Source organism: Alterluteimonas muca (assembly GCF_021191595.1).
Lineage (GTDB): Bacteria > Pseudomonadota > Gammaproteobacteria > Xanthomonadales > Xanthomonadaceae > Luteimonas > Luteimonas muca.
In genome coordinates this window covers 175,952-194,099 of the sequence record NZ_JAIWPS010000005.1, presented here as the reverse complement: position 1 = coordinate 194,099, position 18,148 = coordinate 175,952, and the positions used below count along the sequence as shown (strand labels likewise).

The window sequence follows — 18,148 nt, the reverse complement described above, 5'->3', positions numbered from 1 at the left end:
CCCAGGGCGCCAACGAAAAGGTGATTCGATCATGGTGAGGTTTGTACAACGCGCTTCGGCGCGTCCGAGTGAGCGTCGCCGCGGTGCCCCTGATGTCCAGGCGAGAAAGCAGCGATTCGACACGTATCAGAAGGAGGTCAAGCGGCGCGCCTACATGAACTGGGACTCGATCCTCCTGGCACTGGCTGGAACGAGTGAACAGATGATTCGGGCGATCCAGGATGGACCACGAAAGCACGGCCCTTGCCCCGTCCATGGCGGGCGCAACGGCGACGCGTTCCGTGTCCACAACGACTTCCAGATGACCGGTGGATCGGTCTGCAACACCTGTGGGCATCACCCGGACGGATTTGCCACGTTGATGTGGTTGTTCGGGTGGGACTACGTGAAGGCGATCAAGGAAGTGGGCGCAGCGATCGGCCTGCAGTATGGGAATGGCTTTGTCGCATCGCAGCCAGCTGCTGTCAGCGTGGTTGCTGCTCCCGCGAAAGAAGAAGATCCACAGAAGGTGGCCCGTCGCGATGACAGGCGGGCACGTGAGATGGGAAAGCTCTGGTCGGAATCGGTCTCGATCCTCGACCGCGACGCTGGAATCGCCAGGGCCTACCTCAAGGCCCGTGGGATTGACCGGGTGGTGGGTCCGCTCGAGGACCTGCGCTTCCATCCGGCGGTGAGCTATTGGGAGAACAACGTCGATATCGGCGAGTTCCCAGCGATGCTCAGGCTGCTCAGGCAGCCGAACGGCGAGCCTCTCACCCTCGAGAGGCTCTACCTGACGGCTGAAGGGGCAAAGGCGGCGGTCGAGAAGCAGAAGAAGATCATGTCTCCACGATCGACATCCGTCTTCAACGGCAGCTGTGTCCGGCTCGACCACGAAGTGGGAACCGTGCTGTGTGTGGCGGAAGGTGTCGAGACAGCCCTTTCGTGGCGCGCGATGACCGGTCTTCCGACGTGGGCAGCAACAACCGCTGGACTCATGGAGAGCCTGGTCATTCCGAGGACGGTCGAGCTCGTGATCGTTGCCGGTGACAAGGATCCCTTGGTTCGGGACCAGAAGGGCGAGCTGGTCGAAGGTCGTGGCGAACGTGCAGCCAAGATCCTGGTGGACAGGCTCAAGGCGGCCAACATCAAGGCTGCGATCCTGCTGCCGCCCTACAAGGTGCCAGCTGACCGGAAGAAACTCGACTGGAACGACGTTCACGCGATCCTGGGAACCGAAGCAGCTCGACAAGAGCCCTTCGCGATCAGAACGCGCGAGCGGGTGAAGGAGATGCTGGAAGAGATGGGGTACGAGTGGAGTAGCGCCCATGCCCATCATTGATTTCAGCAAGACGGACACGACCCCCGGAAACGGGGGGCCGTTCTGTCCACCTGCCGGGTTTGTCGGCGATGCAGTGAATTACTCCCAGTGGTTGAGGGAGCGTTTTGCGACAGATCCCGGAATCGCCCAGGCCATGTTTGTGGCGTGGCGATTCCGGGTGACGTCGCCCGGAAAGGCGTGGTCCCACGGACCGTACTCAGACGCTCTGGAGGCGGCTATCCGACGATTCGAAGGATGGTGCAAGCCATCCGGTGGCACTTGAAGGGCCCGCCGCTGGCGGGCCTTTCTTCTTTGCGAGCCTCGCACTGTCTTCCGCGCTTGTAGGCGGTCCGAGCCAGTCTCACGTTCTGCGATTAAGTTTGATCGGCGCGCCCGGGCGCTAAAAGTTCAGCATGAGCAACTGGAACAAGACAATGATCGACTGCCCCTACATCCCAACCGTTGTGCCTCAGGCAATGGCCTCGTCCATCATGGAAAGCGGCGACCCGATCAAGATGATGGATCTCCCCACGGCCTGGTTCGAAGACGGCAGCGATCGCCACCGCATTCGCGTCAATCCCATCTCCGCGGGGCTACGCGCCATCGAGCAGGGTGGGTGCGACATCGGCAGACTCCGCGCAGCTGCGCGCGACATGGCCAAGGTCATCACGCACGAGTACATCGTCCAGCTCGAGCAACTGCCGGATGACGAATTCGAGCTCGTGGACTTCACGACACCGGGGTCCGATCCGCACGTCGCATCGGCGCGACTCGACATCCTGCGTAAGGCCGCCGAGCGCGTTGGCGCTCCTTTGCAGCGAGTAGTTGCAGAAATGCTGGGTCGAACCCTCAACTAACTTTCGTGGCGATCGAACGCTGGCTTACTTGCCCAGACACCCAACAGTCTGGAGAAGAGCATGGCCACCGAGATCGGCCGCAAAGAGGTTGTCGACGCGGTAACGCGGGCCGGCATCAAGGATGCCGAGGAAGTCATCCCCTACATCGGCGACCCCAAGAGCGAGTGGCGCGCAAAGGCTCGTGCGGCGGTGGTCGCCGGCGACCTGTACGCGCTCGCGAACTACTGTGCCGCGGCCGTGACCGCGAAGCTCGAGGAGGTCGGCTTCACCATGCCGCTTGACGCCAGGGCGTTGCGCGCAATTTCCGAGGCCCGCGACGGGTGGGCGCTGCTCACGGACGTTGTCGGTGGCCGCGAGAATGCGGCACAGACCCTCGCCAAGCGCTTGCAGGCCTTTCGCGCTCTCGTGGGTCAGGGCTCGCAGCCGGACGCGACGTCGCAGCGCACAGAGCCGGGCCCCCGCAATGAAGCGCCCACGCGCGCGCAGCAGAACCGTGCGTACGAGCGCCCGATGCCGCCGCCGCGCCGCCACGATGCTGCCAATGTCCGCCAGATCGGGGACGCGCGTCGTGCCCAACAGCAGAGTCAGCCCTCGCCGGCACAGGAACAGGATCAGAACACCGTCGAGACCCAGTGGGACTCGGTGAAGGTCCATGGTGGAAAGGCAGCCCTGACGATCGAAGCCACGACATCGCGGCGCAACGTGCCGACGGTCAACATCGAGGCGGCCCGGCTGAAGGATCGCGAAGCGCGCACTTATGACTGGTCGAACAAGATCATCCTGCAGCTGACGCCGGCCGAATTGCAGCAGGTCACGCTACTGCTCTGTGGCAAGATCAGCCACGTGAAGTTCCAGAATCATGGCGTCGAAAACGATAAGTGGTTTGAGATCGAGCGACAGACGGGCCAGTACGCAGGCACCATCAAGTTCGCGGTCGGGCAGGGCCGTGACGTGTGTCTCGTGCAGCTGACGCCGGCCGATCTCGGCAACGTCGTCGGGCTGTTCATCCGTCAGTGCTCACGCCAGATGCGGGTCGATCAGGCCGCGCTGAATCTCGCACTTGCACCCGTTGCGCAGGCGCTGAACGAGCAGATGCAGGCCCGAGGTGGTGGAGGCGCGCGGCGGCACGCGAGCTGATGGATCTCTACTGCGTCATGGGCCCGCCGGGAGCGGGCAAGACCACCCAGGCCGCCCTTTTAGCGGCCGCCTGGGGTCTGCCTCATGTCAGCGCCGGCGAGGTTGTGCGAGATGCGAAAGCCGCGGGTGAGCGTGTGCCGCGGGACCCTGCAGACAAGGCACTGGCGGAACCCGGATGGATCGTGGAACGGCTGCGTGCATCTGCCGGCGCAGTGCCGGTCCTCATCATCGACGGATTCCCGCGCCACGTGGGCCACTTGGCTGTCTTGCCGCACCTGGGGACATGCCGCGCGCTTATCCGTCTGGTGCTGCCCTACGAGCTCGCGATCAGCCGTATGCGGCAGCGGGGTAGGGAAGGGGAGGATCTCGGCCGGATATCACATCGGCGCTTCCTCTATGACTGGCGAGAGAAGGAACTGCTCGCCGCTGCAGCCACAGCGGGCATTCCACGCATCGATCTGGACGGCGACCGCGGTGCTCAGGTGATCCAGATGGAGCTGCAGGAAGCGCTAAGGCCCTTGGCGAGCCCGGAGAGCGCTATGAGTAGTACTGCCCCTTGATGAAGCGGCGCACGGCGCGGGGCGGGGCAAAGAGAATCCGGCCGGCGATGCTGCCGGCCAGTGCGCAGAGCCCGAGCTGCTGCAATGCCGCGACGGCCTTGGCGCTCAGCACGACGTCGCCGCCGACGTTGGCACTGGCGACCAGGAGAAGGCAGCCGGGGACTGCAAACGCCAGGAGCAGGCTCGGCCACGCCCAAACCAATAGCCGATAGGCGGTGTGCGATCGGAGCTTGGGCGCGGTTCGAGTCATGGATCAGGGGGCTTTGAGGGCGTTGATGATGCGCGCGGCGGGTACATAGCCGCCGAGCTGCTGCCCGTCCTGGCTGTAGATCGCCGGTGTTCCCTGGACGCCAAGGCGGTTGCCCAGTTCGACGTGGGCCATGATCGGTGAATCGCACGATTTCGTCGAGATGGCCTTGCCTTCGATGACCGCTGCGTAGCTTTCGGCCCGATCCGTTGCGCACCAGGCCGACGTCATCTTGGGCATGGCAGGGGAGCGCGCACCGCCGCGCGGCCAGGCGATGTACTCGACGGCGATCCCGGCTGCATTGAGCGCGGGCACTTCACTGTGGAACCGCTGGCAATAGCCGCAATCGGTGTCGGTGAAGACGTAAACGGTGTGCTTGGCCTCGGCGTCGCCGAACCGGATATGCGTGGAGGCGTCGCTGGTGGCCAGCAATTCGGCGCGCACGCGCGCACGCGAAGTCTCGGTGACGTTGCTGCGGTCGCTCACCCGGTAGATGTCGCCGGCCACGAGGTACTGCCCGTCCTCGGTGAAGTAGAGGATCTGGCCATCGGCGCGAACCTCCATCAGGCCGGGCACCGGCGACGGACGTACAGCTTCCAGGCTGGACTGGGCATTGAGCGAGGTGACGCTTCCCAGGATCGCTTCGGAACCGGGCACGGCGCCGTCGGACGCGAAAGCTGCGGCACTGGTGGCAAGTGCGAGGGCCCCGAATCCCAGGTGGACGGCGATACGGGTGGGGGAGGAACGGTTGGAGGTGCGCTGGGGGGACATCTGAGGCTCCGCGTTAGGTCGCAGCCATCATGCAGAGGTCAACGGGCTCTCCAGAGTCGCAACCTGCCGGTTTTGGACCGAGGTTAGCGCCCTGAATGGCGAGGGGTGGGCCGTATCGTCCTCGCAACATCCAGGAGACCCCGCATGAAGTCGTATCCGTTCCCCCATCACGTCAAGGACAAGGAGCGTCTCCTGTTCTGGACTCAGGAACAGGTGCTTCCCTTCATCGGCATGTGCATGGTCGGCATCGTGACCGACATGCTCACCATTTTCATGATCATCGGCGTCGCGTTTGGCTGGGCGTATTCGCGCTACAGCGATGGCAAGCCGGACGGCTACCTCCTGCACAAGGCTTACTGGATGGGACTGATGCCCATGAAGGGCCGTGGATTCATCTACGCCTACCACCGCAGGATTCTGCCGAAATGAACATGAGTGAGTACTTCAGGACTTGGCGCGGCACGCGCGCCGAGAACAAGGCCGCGCGGCCGATCATGCTGGTCCAGGCGCTGACCATCCTGGCCCTGGTGATGTTCATGTGGCGAATGGAGCGCACGGTCGTCACCGTGCCTCCGACACTGACGCAGGAAGCGTCCATCAGCCAGAACAAGGCGGATGGCAGGATGCAGGAGACGTGGGCCATGTACTTCGTGACCCTGACCGGCAACATGACGCCGCGCACGGCGCCGGTCGTCAAGGACGTGCTGCAGGAGCTGCTGTCTCCCCGGGCGTTCAACACCGTCAGCGAGTGGATTGACAGCGAGATCGCGATCATCACCCGTGACCGCGTGACCCTCGGGTTCTCGCCCGACGTGGTGCGGTATGAGCCCCACATCGACAAGGTGGTGGTCACCGGCGACATCGTGCTGCGTGGCCAGCGCGGCAACGAGCGCCGGCAGACGCGCACCTACGAGCTCGGCTTCTCGACGAGCAACTACCGTGTGCAGCTCACGGATTTCAACGTGTACGAGGGACGCTACTCCCGTACGGCCGAGCGGGGTGAGGAATGATCGTGCGCCTCAACGTGGCGTTCGCCGCCCTGTTGCTCGTAGGCCCAGCCTTCGCCCAGGTGCCTGGTATGCCGGTTCGCCCTGTCAACGCACCCGTGGCTGCAGACGCATCGGCCCCCACGCCCGCCGCGGACCATGGCACTGCGCTCATGGCGGCCACGGAGCTTCGCGACCAGGTGCTGCAGGGCCGTGATCAGATCCCGGATCGGGTCACAGCATCCCCGTCAGCCAGTGCGTCTCGGCCGCCGCCCAGCGTCCTGCGTCTGGCCAGCGGCCGAAATGAGATGGTGCAGGTGGCACGCGGACAGCCGAATCGCTTCCTGACACCGTTCGATGTGCCGGTGGTCCGCTTTGCCAATGAGCTGACCGCGGTGGACGTCGAGGGCCGCATGGTGTTCGTGACCACCAGCAGCAGCAGGCCGGTGACCCTGTACGTCGAGGACGACGCCAACCCGGACAACACGTTCGTGCTGACGCTTCTGCCACGGGAGGTGCCTGCGGTGTCCATCACCTTGCACATGGAAGGGCTGCAGCCCGGGAGGACCGCGTCTTCGAGCAGTCTTGCGCGCGCGCATGAGACTTCGGACCACTTCGTGGCCATGTTGCGCGACACGTTCAAGACGCTGGCGCAAGGCCAGGTCCCCTCAGGCTACGGACTCAGCCAGACGGCGAATCCGCGAGAAGTCCCGGACTGCTTGATGCCGGGCCTGCGGATGAATCCGGCCCAGACCGTCACGGGTGTGGATGTCGTGGTCTACGTCGCTCGCCTGACCAACACCTCGAGCATTCCGCAGTCGGTCGACGAGGCGGCCTGTGCTTCTGACCGGGTGCTGGCCGTTGCCGCATGGCCGTACGTGGAGCTGATGCCCGGCCAGATGACCGAGCTCTATATCGCCATGCGCAAGTCGTCCGCCGCCTCCGGGACAGTTCGCCCGTCGTTGATCGACTGAGGTATCCAATGAAGACCAGTAGCGCGGGTGCCATGCAGCGGGCACGCAAGTGGTTCGATGGCCTCGAGCCCAAGGCGAAGGGCAAGGCCGTCATGTTCGGCGTGACGGGCCTGCTCTTGACCATCTTTGTGGTGGTCTCCGTGGCCACCCCGGACACGCGACAGAAGCAGACGTCCCAGGGCGGCGGTTCGAAACGGCCTGGCCGAAACCTTCTCCAGGCGCCTACGGAAGGTATGGGCATTGATGCCGTCAGCAGCGAAGTCAGTGAGTTGCGCAAGGAGCTGACCGAGCTTCGCAGGCTCCAGGCCCAAGGAGGCGGTCGTTCGCCAGCCGAGGAACCGGCGAGTGGAACCGCTGACCCGGTGGCGCCACCTCCGGCAGCCAGTCCCGACGAGGCGCTCGCCAATGTCCGTGACCAGATCACCGGCAGCCCGATGTACTCGGCCCCCGTGGGAACGACGTTGAACCCCGTACGGCCCACGGCGGACAACCAGCCACGGCTGGCGCCGCAGCCTGCGCCGCGGCCCACTACGTCCAGCCAGCAGGTCCCGCCGCCGACAGCCCCGAAAATGCAGGTCGTCCGTGGCAGCGCCACGGCGTCCGTTCCCGTGGCCCGCCCGGCACCGCCGTCACCCGTGTACCTCCCGACGGGTTCGATCATGACCGGCGTCCTCCTCAACGGCCTGGACGCGCCGACCGGCCGGGGCACGCAGAGCCAGCCAGTGCCGGTGGTCGTTCGCCTGCAGCACGATGCGATCCTGCCTTCGCGATACCGGTCCGACGTGCGCGAGGCCTTCGTCCTGGCGTCGGGCTTCGGCGATCTGTCGTCCGAACGTGCGTACCTGCGCGCGGAGCGCCTCTCGATGATCCTTCGCAACGGTCAGATCATCGACATTCCAATCAAGATGTCGGCCATCGGCAGCGATGGTAAGACGGGCCTACGCGGAACCGTGGTCAGCAAGCAGGGTGCGCTCATTGCCAAGGCCATGCTTGCCGGTACAGCCGATGGCGTCAGCCGGGCCTTCGGCGGCAACAGCGTGGGTGGGTTCGGCCGACGCAATGAACTGCCCGAGTCGCGTGACCTGATGATCGGCGGCATCGGTGGCGGCGCGTCGTCCGCCTTGGACCGCGTGGCGTCCTACTTTCTCGAGCAGGCGGAAGCCATGTATCCGGTGGTGGAGATTGCTGCAGGCCGGGAGGTGTCCTTCCTTCTCCTTGAGGGCACCGAGCTTCAGCCGCGAGTGATCGAGTCCGCGGCAGACCAGCAGCAGGCTCCGTAGTCAAAAACTGCAACCTCGCTGTATTGCGTGGGGGTTGCAGGGCGGAACGTGTGGGGGTCCCGCCTAGCATCACTGCATGATCATTCACCCCATGAAACGAGCCTCGGCGGCGGCCGTCCTGGCTCTCGCGGTCCTCGCGGTCTCTGCCTGCTCGAGCCGTGGTGGCGGTTTCTCCTGTCCCTACCAGGACCAGGGCTTCGGCTGTCATTCCACGCCGGCCGTCTATGACATGACCAATGCGGGCTTCGCGTCGCAGTTGGCACTGGCCGACACGCCTGCGCGCACCGGCTCCCGCACCCAGGTCCGCTCGCCCCGCCCGTCCAACACACACGCCGCCGCCGTGCAGGGCAATTCGCTCTCATTGGCTGCGCCTGTGCAGGAAGGCCTGGGCGCCTTCCACAGCTCCGCGCTGTCGCTTTCCGGTCCTGCGCCCGCCCCCATGCCAAGCGATGCGAACGCCGTCGCGCGCATGCCCGCACAGGTCATGCGGATCTGGGTTTCGCCGTGGGTCGACGAAGCCGGCGACCTGCATCAGCCAGGGCACATCTACACCGAAATCGTGAGCCGCCGTTGGGCCGTGGGTGGGGACATCCGCGAATCAGACGGCCACATCAGCTTCGACCCGAATGGGGCGATGTACCCAACCAACTGATCAACCAGGAGCGATCATGAAGAACCTCGAAGACACGGCCGACCGCAAGGACGCCCGCAAGATCCACAAGACGATCGGACGGGTGCTGCTTGCCCTTGCGATCACCATGCCGGCCATCGCGATGGCGTCCGACGTGGGCACTGACGAGCTGGGCCTCGAGGGTCTGCTGGAGTGGCTGCGCAACCTGCTGATGGGACCGCTGGGCAAGATCGGCGCACTCACCGGATTCGCGATCGCGATGATCGGCGGCGTCATGCGCGGATCGATCATGGGCTTCGTCGTCGGCATCGGCATGGCGGTGGCGTTCTATTACGGCCCCGACGTCATCCTCCGCGTGTTCGGCGCCACGCTCGGCATGCCGGTCTAACGGCGCAGGAGGCAACACACCATGGAGAGGACAGAGGTACTGGCGCAGCTGTTGGGCGTCCTGCATGCCTACGACGATGACAGCGGCTTGTTCCTGGTGTGCCCGGACAAACTGGCCTTTGGTGTGTTGGCATCCCCGCTCTCGGGCGGGGATGACTCCACGGCCAGCAAGCTCAACCTGCTGTTGAGCCTCGCATGGCCCGACGACACGCTGATCCAGGTCGCCTGCTACACATCGCCGGACATGGTGGGGATCACCGACGCATATGAAAGCCTGCGCTCGGGGGTTAGCAACCCGTTGCTGCGCCGATCCACGCAGGAGCATGTCAAGTTCATTCGCAACAGCGCCTTGCAGCCGTATGACCCTGTGTCCGGGGCGCGCCTGCGGAACTCGCAGCTCATCATCACCGTGCAGATGCCCTTCAAGGGCGTCGAGCCGAGCGAACACGCACTGGAGCTCGCCCGCGAGCTGCGTGCCAGCTTCATGCAGACGCTGAAATCGGCGAGCGTCTATGCCGAGACCCTGACGGCACGCAACTACATCAGGATCATGGAAACGATCCTCAACCAGGGGCAGACCGCCGCCTGGAAGAAAACGCCCCTCGTCGACTACGACCCCAACGAACTGATCTGCACCCAGGTGCTTGATCCAGGGTCCGCCGTGGACGTGGACGAGAACGGCCTGTGGCTCAACGGATCCACGCGGGTGAGGGTGCTGTCTCCCAAGCGCTATCCGGACATGCCGTACTTCGGGCTGGCCCTTCGCTACCTGATCGATCCGGAGCACGGTGCTCGCGGCATCCGCGAGAACACCCTGATCACGATGAACATCCTGCTTCCCAACCGGAAAGCGGATACAGACAAGCTCGAACGCAGCGAGGTCTGGAACAACCACCAGGCCTCCACGCCGATCTCGAAATACGTGCGCTACTTCAAGGAGAAGCGCGACAGCCTTCAAGCCATCCTCGGGCCGGTGCGCGACGGCGATCGCCCGGTGAAGGCGTACATCTCCATGGCGCTGCTGGTGCATGGCGACGGCAATACGGTCGAAGACCGGAAAGCCACTGAGCGCCGCGCCACTGCTGCGGTGGCCAACGCGCAGTCGTACTGGCGCGAGTTCGGCTACCACATGCTCCCCGAGAGCTCGATGGTGGTGCCGTTCTTCTTCCAGATGCTGCCGTTCGCCGGCGACGCCAGCATGCGCCAGGCGCTCGAGCGCTACCGCCCGATGGCGGGCATCCACGCCACCTGTCTCGCCCCCTACATGGGGTCATGGCGGGGCACCGGCACGCCTGTTCTCACCCTGTTCGCCCGCGACGGTCAGATCCAGCCGATCTCACCATGGGACACGGACGGCGGCATGAACTTCATGATCTCGGCCGCCACCGGCCGGGGTAAGTCGGTGTTCGCGCAGGCGCTTATCCAGGCGATCACGAGCATCGGGGGCAAGGCCTGGGTGATCGACGTGGGCGCCTCGTACAAAAACCTGTGCGAGAACAACGGCGGTCAGTACATCTCGTTCGAGAAGGGCAGCCAGATCAAGCTGCCGATCTTCGAGGGTGTGTACGACTTCGAGGACCAGGTCGACATGATCACCGAGCTGTTCGCGATCATGATCACGCAGCGAAACGACCTGACCACGTTCCAGCTGTCCTACCTGAAGTCTGTCATCGAGGAGTGTTGGTCGCGCACCGGGCAACAGACCACGATCGATCATGTCCGCGACATGTTGGCCAGCGCCGACCGCCAGGACATCACCGACCTGGCCATGCAGCTGCGCTCGTTCACCTCAGACGGCACCTACGGCCATTACTTCAATGGCAAGGGCAACGTGAACTTCGACGCCGACATGGTGGTGATCGAACTCGGCGACCTGAAGTCCAAGCCGGCCCTGCAGCGTGTCGTGCTGCTCACCCTGATGAACCGCATCGGCAAGGAGGTCTATCTCGGCGACCGCACGCGCAAGCAGATGCTGCTCATCGACGAGGCGTGGGAGCTGCTGTCGGGCGATGACACAGCGACGTTCGTTGAGAAGGCGTACCGGCAGTTCCGGAAGCACGGGGCCTCGATCGGTTGTATTACGCAAAGCGTGCTCGACATCTGGGACAGCAAGGGTGGTCGTGCGATGGCTGACAACACGTCGCACTTCTACCTGCTGGGCCAGAAGGAAGACTCGATCGAGGCGATTCGCGACGCGAAGCGGCTGCCCGGCGGCGACTGGGCCTACAACATGCTCAAGACCGTGCACACCTTGCCGGCGCAGTACGCCGAGATCATGTGCATGACCCCACGCGGGACCGGCATCGGTCGCCTGGTGCTCAACAACTTCGAGAAGGTCATGTTCTCGACGAGCCCACCGGACGTCGTGGCGATCCGCAACCTGCGCGAACGCGGCCTGAGCCTCGAGGAGGCGGTCAACCAGATCGTGCGGGAGCGATACGGCGAAGGCAATGAGCATTCCATTGCGATGCCTGCGGCATCCGTGCCCCGTGGCCGTGAGGTGGCGTGATGGAGGATCAAGTGATCGAGACGGGCAGCGAGGCGGCCAAGACACCTGTTCGGAAACTGTCATGGCTCGGCGACGCGGCCGCGACCGCACTGCTTGCGACGGTCATCAGCGTGGCGGTCGGCTTCATCATCGAGAAGCGCGTCGAGGACCAGGTCGAGGCAGCGCTCCTGCAGCGCCCTGACATCGCGGTCGTGGACGACCTGGGTCTGGTGCGTCTGGCCATCTCCAACGGCGCAGACCGCTATGACCCGGCTCAGGTGAGCAGTGAGATCGAGCGCATGGTCGAGGGGGCGGGGCTCGGCGACACGATCCTGCTCAGCCGATCCATGGTGATCTACACGCCGCCCGAAGCCTCCATCGACGTGGCGGCGCCCAAGTTGGACGCGGCGGCACCCAGGCGCGAGATCGGGCCATGAGACGCCGCCTCTCGCGCCCGGTGCTGCGCCGCCTTGCTCTGTCACTGGGCGCCAGTGCCGCGATCTTCTGGACAGCTGGCATCGCGGCCGACACATGGAAGCTCGCGGTCGATGGCAGCGAACATGCCTGCCTGGACCCCTACCGGTATTTCCTGCTCACGATGCAGGACGGTGCACCGGCTGTGGGGTCCATCGCGACGTTTCGCACGGCGGGGGTTCCGCTGTATGCGGATGGCACGCTGTTCACCAAGCTCGTTGCCGCTGGCCCTGGGGCGACGGTGGTTGCCGGACCGTTCTCGGTAATCGTGGATGGCAATGAGTATCCATTCACCGACACCGCCGTGACCGCCCTACGTCAGGCCGGCGCAGATCTCCAGTTCGAACGGACGGACCGCTACGTCCTTGCCGACGACGAGTACTTCCTGGCGGGGACCAATCCTCTCTCCTACGACTCGCGCTACTACGGGCCGGTCAAGGCATCGCAGTTCGTCGCTCGGGCGCGCCCGCTATGGTGACCGGACAGGCAATCGCCATCGCCATGTTCCTGGCTGTCGGCGCGCCGCCGGCTGACGACGTCGAGGCTCTCGCCGAACAGGCGCGGGCCCGCGCATCCCAATGGGACGAAACGGTCAGCGAGGCAGTCACCCAGGCCGACATTGCGCGCCGGGTGCAATACGTGGAAGCCAATCGCCGCGACCTCGTGGGCGCTGACCTGGAGGACAGCCTGCCAGCCGTCATCGAGAGCGCCAACCTGACCTACGCCGTGGAGGTCGAACAGGTCCGTCTGCGCGGCGTTGAGCAGTTCGAGGCGGGCATCGAGCTCGCTCGGGAACTGGCGGGGGGCCAGGTCGCCGCACTCGAGGCGTCTGGTGAGATTCCGTCCGCCGAGGAGAAGGCGTGGCGTGAACCCCGCTACAGGCTGTTCATTACGCAGTCCATGCCGGACGCGGAGATCGCGTCGCTGGTCGAGCTCGCACGGCAGCAGCCCGATGTCGTGCTCGTCCTGCGGGGTCTGCGTCCAGGCCAGAAGCTCACCGAGATCTACAGCTGGCTGGCCCCGCATCTGCGCGCCTCGACCACCCAGGGTCGCCAGGTGCCCAACATCACACTGGACCCCGAGCCATTCAACGCGCTGGGCGTGGCGGACGCCCCCGCGCTGGCGCGATACGACGACAACGGCCAGCTCGTGGCCTTCGTCCTTGGTGTCACCTCCACCGACTGGCTCGAGAGCCAGATCGCCGCCGGCGGCCGGGGAAACCTCGGTGCATACGGGCCGACCGTGCCGGTGATCGAGGAAGACATCATCGAAGCCATGAAGGCCCGGGCGAGCCAGCTCGATTTCACAGAGTCCGCCGCCGGTGCACTCGATCGCTTCTGGAAGAACACGCCGCTGCATGGATTGCCCCGCACGCGCCAAGACCGCGTCCGCACGCTCGATCCCACCTTTGAGATCAGCGAGACGATGGCGGCCCCCGACGGCACGGTGATCGCCCGTGCCGGCGATCGCTTCAATCCGCTCGAGGCGGTCCCCTTCAGCAGCGTCCTCGGGTTCTTCGACCCCGCTGACGAAGCCCAGGTTGCATGGGCACAGCGGCTGGTCGCGGCACACCCCGGCCGCAAGGTGACCCTCATGGCCAGCCAGCTGCGCTCGGTGGATGGGCTGGAAGGGCTCGGACGCCTGGCCGACCGCGTCGGCGCCAAGGTCTTCAGCCTGCCAGCCGAAGTCCGCAACACGTTCCATATCGAGTCAGTGCCCACGGTGGTCACCGCGCAGGGCCTGCATTTCCACATCCACGAACAAGTGCCGTAAGGCGCCAGGGAGCAACCATGCTCGTGTTGTCTCGCCGCGAAGGCGAAGGAATCAAGATCGGACCGGATGTCGTCGTGCATCTGCTCCGCGATGAGGGTGGCCAGGTCAAGATCGGGATCGAGGCCCCTCGAGACATCAACATCGTCCGCCTAGAGTTGCTGGACCGCGGTCCAGCAGGAAAGGGCCAGTCCGGATCGCGTCGACGGTGAGCGCCTGGCTTGCCCGCGCTGCCGCTGCGCTCCTGGTGGTGGCCGCGGGCCTTGCGGCGCCGTCCTCGGCCCGTGCCGCGTGTCCGGACGCCAAGACGTTCACCGGCGGGTCGTTCGTCAGCGACCTGTGCTGGGGCTGCATCTTCCCGATCAGCATCGCAGGGTCAGGGCGGGGCAGGACCATGCCCGAGAACATCGCCAGCCCGGTGTGCACCTGTCCAAGTGCGTTGTTGATGGGGACGCCGACGCCGGGCATCTCGTTCGGCATGTGGAAGCCCACGCACCTTGTCGAAACGGTGCGTGAGCCCGGTTGCTTTCCGAGCATCGGCACCGAGGTGGATCTCGGCGGTGTCCAGGGTCTGATGCACGGGGGCGGCCGGAAGGAGGACGCCAACGAGACCGGCTATCACTCGACCCACGTCTACACGTTCCCCGTGTCGGCCATCCTGGACATGATCACGTCGGCCCTGTGCACCTCGTCGAGCAGCTATGACGTAGACCTGGTGTCGATCTCCGAGATCGACCCGACGCACAGCGATGCCGAGCTGTCGATGGTGATCAACCCAGAGGCGGTGTTGTTCGCGAACCCTGTCGCGCAGGCCGTCTGCATCGCCGATGCCGCGGCAGCCAGTACCTACAAGCCCCTTCTCTTTGCCTTCTGGTGCATGGGCTCGTGGGGCAACAACTATCCGCTCACCGGGTACAGCAACACGCGTAGCCAGGTGCAGGGCGCGAGCCTCAACGGCACGCGGGCGGTGGCGACGATGCACAAGCGCGGCTTGGCGTCGCTGCATTACGGCGACAGCGCTGTCTGCTCATCGCATCCGTATCCCACCTTCCCGAAGCAACAGTATCGCTGGCAGGTGATGTACCCGATGCCCCAGACGAACAGCAACGACTGGACCGGCGCGGCCACGATCCTCTCCCGGGAGTGGCGAAAGGTCCCGATCACCGGCGAGGACTGGGTGCAGGTTATGTCCACGTATGAAGAGTGTTGCATTCACATCCCTTAAAGAAGGGGAAGAATCTTGGTGTCCCGTGTATAGAACGATATTCGCTGTACTCACCTTGTTCGCCAGCGGGCTGATTCATGCCCAGCAGCCGTACTACAGCGGGACGGATGGCGAGTTTGCGCGCGATCTGTTGCAGGCCCACCAGCAGACAGTCCGTCAGGTCGACAGCCAGGAGGGCGGTGGTCGCGAAGGCGCCGGCCAGGTGCGCTATGGCGATGTCGTGTTCGACGTCGGCGAGATCCTGCCGGGGGCCACGCAGCAGGGCATGCAACAGATGCGCAACACGTCCGGCGACGACGTCAAGGCGCTGGAGCAGCAGGGCATCGATCAGTTCAACAGGAACGCGCGGGCCGAAGGCGCCCAGGGCGAAGCTGCGCGCGCCATCATGGACAGCGCGAATCTCCCGCGCGGGCAGTACGCCGTGGATCCATCGTGGGCGATGACCAACGGAACCGCGCGCGACGTCCTGGGGGAGAGCTTCGCGGACTGCCGCACCACCGTTGATGTCCAGCGTGGAGAGCCGGTCCCAACCAAGATGACCCGCAGCGCAAGCTGCACGGTGGGCCACGGCGAGAACATGACCCGGCATGCGTGCGAGCGTCGCTGGGTGTTCTCCACGCAGCTCAATCCCCGCGACGCCTTCCCGGACGACCCACTCAACGCCCGGTGCCCTGGCGGCTGGAAAGCCTTCGGTACCGATAGCTGCTCGGAAGTGCAGGTGACCGCGCATTTCGAGGGAAGCGACCGCTGCGACCTCGAGGCCGCCGGCGGCGCATGCGAGCAGGAATGGCAGTGCACAGCCGAAGGCCCGTTCGAGATCGAGGGCCACACCATTGGTGCTGCCGAACTCGCCGCCTTCGGGGTCACGCCACTGTTCCCAGGCGCCCCGTCCATGTGCATCGCCGCGCGTGCGCGCACGACGTGTCCGGTCTGCATCGAGGATGACCGGGGTGGACAGCACAGCTGCACGATGGTCGATGTCGACGATGCGGAAGGGTCGACGTGCGCCGCGCTTGAGCGCAGCGGCGTCTGCCGTGAGGTGGGCACCCAGTGCATCCTGCGCGACGACGTCACCGGGCGATGCACCCTGACCTCCAAGCAGTACAGCTGCGAGGAAACGGTCCTGATGCCGCGGACGATGGTGATGCAGGGCAACAGCTGCAATGCGTCGATCCAGTGCGTGGATGGAAGCTGCACGGAGCCTCTGGAGGAGGAGGGCGAATACATGCCAATCCAGGAGGCGATGGCGCGCATGGTGGTGGCCGAGACGATGGTCACCGACATGTCCTACGACGCGGTAGCGCTCGCGAACCACGACGGCACTGGCCAGCTCACCGCCGAGCAGCAACACGCCATCGACCAGGTGCGGATGTTCAAGGGTGACGCATGGAGTTGCCAGAAGGGCTATGCCGGTCTCGTGGACTGCTGCGGCAAGACCAACACGGACGCCGAAGCCCTCTACTGGTCGATCTACCAGCGGGTGAGCCGGGATCGACAGGCTGCCGAAGGTGCAGCCCAGGGTGGAACGAGTGGCTTCCGTGAGTGGTCCCAGGGCGGCGCCGGCTACGACAGCCTCTCCAATCCGTTCACCTCGATGCGCGACAACGTCATGGGCGGGTCGAACCGCACGGTCGATGCAGTCACGATGTCGATCTGGGACGAGTTCCTGGCGCGGGCGCGGGAGGAGATCAAGCCTGCGCTCTCGCCCAGCTGGATCTGCAAGGACGAGGAATTCGACCTGGCCATCCAGCGAGAGGTGGACATGTGCAGCTACGCGGGCACCTACTGCAGTCAGCGCGTGCTTGGCGCATGCCTGAAGCGTCGCGAGTCCTACTGCTGCTACAAGTCCCCGATGAGCAAGGCATTGCGTGCCAGTGCCGAGCCGGGTGGTCAGCTCCAGCATGGCAGCGCGAGCAGCCCCGACTGCGATGGGCTTCCGATCGACCAGATCGACCGTGTGGATTGGAACGCCATCAACTTCAATGGCCTGATCGCGAACATGAGCGAGGGCGGCGTCTTCGACCGTGCCAATGATCCCGAGAACGCCATGAGCGGATTCACCGGTTCGGGCTCGTCGGGCTCCATGGGTGGCGCACAACGCCAATCCGTGGACGTGCGGACGTCGGAACGCCTGTCCGGCGTGGACTTCGGCGGCACGCGTGGCAGCATCGCCGCCGACGTCATGACGCGCGATTACCGGGAGAGCGGTGAACTGGACCGCGGCGATCCGCGCCTCAGCTTCAGCGCCGGGAGTGAGATCGGTTACGCCGGCCGTCCGATTACGCTCAAGGTGAACCGGGTTGGACAGAACGGTCCGGCGATGGCCACGGTGACCCTGGTGTCCGGATCTCCTGACGTCGCGGGCTTCTGGCAGGAGACCCTGACGTGGGGTGGTGGTGACACGAGCTACCGCACGGTGACCCTCATGCCGCCGCGGGGCGTCTCGGGCCGGGTAACCCTCGAACTGTCCTCAGACTTCAGCTACACCACCATCGAAGGGCACCGCATCGTGGAGGTGGAGATCCGCACACCATGATCCGACTGATGATGGCCATCCTGTTCGTGGCGGCGGTCTGCAGCGTGGGCTATGGGTTCTGGCAAACGCTCGAGCCGATCGACGAAGCCGAGTCGGTGGAGGATGCGCGCCTGGTGGACCGGCTCCTCGCGCCGGGTGTCGTCACGGCCCCTGTGGCAAATGCCGAGGCTGTCCACGGTGGGCATTCGAAGCAGGCCGAGCGGAGAGTCGAGACAGCCGCGAGGGTCGCCGAACGGGTGCAGCGCGATGTCGGTCTTGAGGTGGATTCGCTCAGAGACATCGAGGTACGCGAAGTCCTGGTAGCGGTGCGGGAGGAGGGGAGAGCCGCCCTGTCCGAGCTGGACGAGCAGCTCAACCGTGGTGACATCTCCGTGCCGCGCACCCGCTCGGGCGGCATCCATCCGGCCGGGGCGCCACCTCCGGATGGTGGTGGGCGGCCGGGTACTGCCAGGCAGCCGGGCATCGACTGGTACCGCGCCGGCAGCGAGTAGAGACAACTTTCGCCGGCGGGGCGGTGGTGGAGTC

The 18,148-nt window shown here is 65.1% G+C and carries 20 protein-coding genes; 18 read left to right on the top strand and 2 right to left on the bottom strand.

All coding sequences use genetic code 11. The features are described 5' to 3' along the window. Positions 1-154 precede the first annotated feature (154 nt). From LDO11_RS09170 to LDO11_RS09155, 4 genes are all read left to right on the top strand, one after another. The gene (locus tag LDO11_RS09170; protein WP_232141275.1) at positions 155-1,321 is read left to right on the top strand and encodes a DUF7146 domain-containing protein; all 1,167 of its coding nucleotides are present in this window, start codon (positions 155-157) and stop codon (positions 1,319-1,321) included. 392 nt (positions 1,322-1,713) lie between these two features. After that, a complete protein-coding gene (locus LDO11_RS09165) occupies positions 1,714-2,157 on the top strand; it encodes a hypothetical protein (RefSeq protein WP_232141274.1) in 444 nt (147 codons plus the stop codon). A gap of 60 nt (positions 2,158-2,217) precedes the next feature. Next, positions 2,218-3,294 carry a hypothetical protein gene (locus LDO11_RS09160; RefSeq protein ID WP_232141273.1) on the top strand — a complete coding sequence of 359 codons (1,077 nt, stop codon included), beginning with the start codon at positions 2,218-2,220 and terminating at the stop codon, positions 3,292-3,294. Further along, a complete protein-coding gene (locus LDO11_RS09155; RefSeq protein WP_232141272.1) occupies positions 3,294-3,854 on the top strand; it encodes an AAA family ATPase in 561 nt (186 codons plus the stop codon). The genes LDO11_RS09160 and LDO11_RS09155 overlap by 1 nt, the downstream gene beginning before the upstream one ends. Here the strand turns inward: LDO11_RS09155 and LDO11_RS09150 are convergent. Together LDO11_RS09150 and LDO11_RS09145 are read right to left on the bottom strand one after the other, a co-directional pair. After that, positions 3,832-4,104 (bottom strand): hypothetical protein, encoded by a 273-nt coding sequence (locus tag LDO11_RS09150; RefSeq protein ID WP_232141271.1) that lies wholly within the window; start codon positions 4,102-4,104, stop codon positions 3,832-3,834. The genes LDO11_RS09155 and LDO11_RS09150 overlap by 23 nt on opposite strands. Before the next feature lie 3 nt (positions 4,105-4,107). Next, on the bottom strand, positions 4,108-4,872 hold the full coding sequence (locus tag LDO11_RS09145) for a DsbC family protein (RefSeq protein ID WP_232141270.1): 765 nt from the start codon (positions 4,870-4,872) through the stop codon (positions 4,108-4,110). 144 nt (positions 4,873-5,016) lie between these two features. On the opposite strand from LDO11_RS09145, the gene traL reads away from it, so the two are divergent. The 14 genes from traL to LDO11_RS09075 all read left to right on the top strand — a co-directional run bounded on the left by traL (position 5,017) and on the right by LDO11_RS09075 (position 18,114). After that, the gene (traL, locus tag LDO11_RS09140; RefSeq protein ID WP_232141269.1) at positions 5,017-5,301 is read left to right on the top strand and encodes a type IV conjugative transfer system protein TraL; all 285 of its coding nucleotides are present in this window, start codon (positions 5,017-5,019) and stop codon (positions 5,299-5,301) included. A 2-nt stretch (positions 5,302-5,303) separates the two neighbouring features. Further along, positions 5,304-5,882, top strand: coding sequence for a TraE/TraK family type IV conjugative transfer system protein (locus LDO11_RS09135; RefSeq protein WP_232141268.1), 579 nt, complete (start codon positions 5,304-5,306; stop codon positions 5,880-5,882). Continuing rightward, the gene (locus tag LDO11_RS09130) at positions 5,879-6,832 is read left to right on the top strand and encodes a TraK domain-containing protein (protein ID WP_232141267.1); all 954 of its coding nucleotides are present in this window, start codon (positions 5,879-5,881) and stop codon (positions 6,830-6,832) included. The genes LDO11_RS09135 and LDO11_RS09130 overlap by 4 nt, the downstream gene beginning before the upstream one ends. An 8-nt stretch (positions 6,833-6,840) precedes the next feature. Continuing rightward, positions 6,841-8,112 (top strand): TraB/VirB10 family protein, encoded by a 1,272-nt coding sequence (locus LDO11_RS09125; protein ID WP_232141266.1) that lies wholly within the window; start codon positions 6,841-6,843, stop codon positions 8,110-8,112. Positions 8,113-8,203: 91 nt separating this feature from the next. Then, positions 8,204-8,764 carry a TraV family lipoprotein gene (locus tag LDO11_RS09120; protein WP_232141265.1) on the top strand — a complete coding sequence of 187 codons (561 nt, stop codon included), beginning with the start codon at positions 8,204-8,206 and terminating at the stop codon, positions 8,762-8,764. A 16-nt stretch (positions 8,765-8,780) separates the two neighbouring features. Then, positions 8,781-9,131 carry a TraA family conjugative transfer protein gene (gene traA, locus LDO11_RS09115; protein WP_232141264.1) on the top strand — a complete coding sequence of 117 codons (351 nt, stop codon included), beginning with the start codon at positions 8,781-8,783 and terminating at the stop codon, positions 9,129-9,131. Between the two features lie 21 nt (positions 9,132-9,152). Then, positions 9,153-11,639, top strand: coding sequence for a TraC family protein (locus tag LDO11_RS09110; RefSeq protein ID WP_232141263.1), 2,487 nt, complete (start codon positions 9,153-9,155; stop codon positions 11,637-11,639). Beyond that, the gene (locus LDO11_RS09105) at positions 11,639-12,055 is read left to right on the top strand and encodes a hypothetical protein (protein WP_232141262.1); all 417 of its coding nucleotides are present in this window, start codon (positions 11,639-11,641) and stop codon (positions 12,053-12,055) included. Before LDO11_RS09110 ends, LDO11_RS09105 begins: the two co-directional genes overlap by 1 nt. Beyond that, a complete protein-coding gene (locus LDO11_RS09100) occupies positions 12,052-12,570 on the top strand; it encodes a S26 family signal peptidase (protein ID WP_232141261.1) in 519 nt (172 codons plus the stop codon). Before LDO11_RS09105 ends, LDO11_RS09100 begins: the two co-directional genes overlap by 4 nt. Then, a complete protein-coding gene (locus tag LDO11_RS09095) occupies positions 12,564-13,865 on the top strand; it encodes a TrbC family F-type conjugative pilus assembly protein (RefSeq protein ID WP_232141260.1) in 1,302 nt (433 codons plus the stop codon). The genes LDO11_RS09100 and LDO11_RS09095 overlap by 7 nt, the downstream gene beginning before the upstream one ends. Positions 13,866-13,882: 17 nt before the next feature. Beyond that, positions 13,883-14,074 (top strand): carbon storage regulator, encoded by a 192-nt coding sequence (locus tag LDO11_RS09090; RefSeq protein WP_232141259.1) that lies wholly within the window; start codon positions 13,883-13,885, stop codon positions 14,072-14,074. Beyond that, a complete protein-coding gene (locus tag LDO11_RS09085) occupies positions 14,071-15,087 on the top strand; it encodes a TraU family protein (RefSeq protein ID WP_232141258.1) in 1,017 nt (338 codons plus the stop codon). The genes LDO11_RS09090 and LDO11_RS09085 overlap by 4 nt, the downstream gene beginning before the upstream one ends. 55 nt (positions 15,088-15,142) lie before the next feature. Continuing rightward, on the top strand, positions 15,143-17,623 hold the full coding sequence (traN, locus tag LDO11_RS09080; protein ID WP_232141257.1) for a conjugal transfer protein TraN: 2,481 nt from the start codon (positions 15,143-15,145) through the stop codon (positions 17,621-17,623). Continuing rightward, the gene (locus tag LDO11_RS09075) at positions 17,620-18,114 is read left to right on the top strand and encodes a hypothetical protein (protein WP_232141256.1); all 495 of its coding nucleotides are present in this window, start codon (positions 17,620-17,622) and stop codon (positions 18,112-18,114) included. The genes traN and LDO11_RS09075 overlap by 4 nt, the downstream gene beginning before the upstream one ends. Positions 18,115-18,148: the final 34 nt, after the last annotated feature.

Excerpts from the sequence above, each read along its gene's own strand:
- LDO11_RS09170 (WP_232141275.1), top strand. The coding sequence starts at position 155 with ATGAACTGGGACTCGATCCTCCTGGCACTGGCTGGAACGAGTGAACAG.
- LDO11_RS09165 (WP_232141274.1), top strand. The coding sequence starts at position 1,714 with ATGAGCAACTGGAACAAGACAATGATCGACTGCCCCTACATCCCAACC.
- LDO11_RS09160 (WP_232141273.1), top strand. The coding sequence starts at position 2,218 with ATGGCCACCGAGATCGGCCGCAAAGAGGTTGTCGACGCGGTAACGCGG.
- LDO11_RS09155 (WP_232141272.1), top strand. The coding sequence starts at position 3,294 with ATGGATCTCTACTGCGTCATGGGCCCGCCGGGAGCGGGCAAGACCACC.
- LDO11_RS09150 (WP_232141271.1), bottom strand. The coding sequence starts at position 4,104 with ATGACTCGAACCGCGCCCAAGCTCCGATCGCACACCGCCTATCGGCTA.
- LDO11_RS09145 (WP_232141270.1), bottom strand. The coding sequence starts at position 4,872 with ATGTCCCCCCAGCGCACCTCCAACCGTTCCTCCCCCACCCGTATCGCC.
- traL (WP_232141269.1), top strand. The coding sequence starts at position 5,017 with ATGAAGTCGTATCCGTTCCCCCATCACGTCAAGGACAAGGAGCGTCTC.
- LDO11_RS09135 (WP_232141268.1), top strand. The coding sequence starts at position 5,304 with ATGAGTGAGTACTTCAGGACTTGGCGCGGCACGCGCGCCGAGAACAAG.
- LDO11_RS09130 (WP_232141267.1), top strand. The coding sequence starts at position 5,879 with ATGATCGTGCGCCTCAACGTGGCGTTCGCCGCCCTGTTGCTCGTAGGC.
- LDO11_RS09125 (WP_232141266.1), top strand. The coding sequence starts at position 6,841 with ATGAAGACCAGTAGCGCGGGTGCCATGCAGCGGGCACGCAAGTGGTTC.
- LDO11_RS09120 (WP_232141265.1), top strand. The coding sequence starts at position 8,204 with ATGAAACGAGCCTCGGCGGCGGCCGTCCTGGCTCTCGCGGTCCTCGCG.
- traA (WP_232141264.1), top strand. The coding sequence starts at position 8,781 with ATGAAGAACCTCGAAGACACGGCCGACCGCAAGGACGCCCGCAAGATC.
- LDO11_RS09110 (WP_232141263.1), top strand. The coding sequence starts at position 9,153 with ATGGAGAGGACAGAGGTACTGGCGCAGCTGTTGGGCGTCCTGCATGCC.
- LDO11_RS09105 (WP_232141262.1), top strand. The coding sequence starts at position 11,639 with ATGGAGGATCAAGTGATCGAGACGGGCAGCGAGGCGGCCAAGACACCT.
- LDO11_RS09100 (WP_232141261.1), top strand. The coding sequence starts at position 12,052 with ATGAGACGCCGCCTCTCGCGCCCGGTGCTGCGCCGCCTTGCTCTGTCA.
- LDO11_RS09095 (WP_232141260.1), top strand. The coding sequence starts at position 12,564 with ATGGTGACCGGACAGGCAATCGCCATCGCCATGTTCCTGGCTGTCGGC.
- LDO11_RS09090 (WP_232141259.1), top strand. The coding sequence starts at position 13,883 with ATGCTCGTGTTGTCTCGCCGCGAAGGCGAAGGAATCAAGATCGGACCG.
- LDO11_RS09075 (WP_232141256.1), top strand. The coding sequence starts at position 17,620 with ATGATCCGACTGATGATGGCCATCCTGTTCGTGGCGGCGGTCTGCAGC.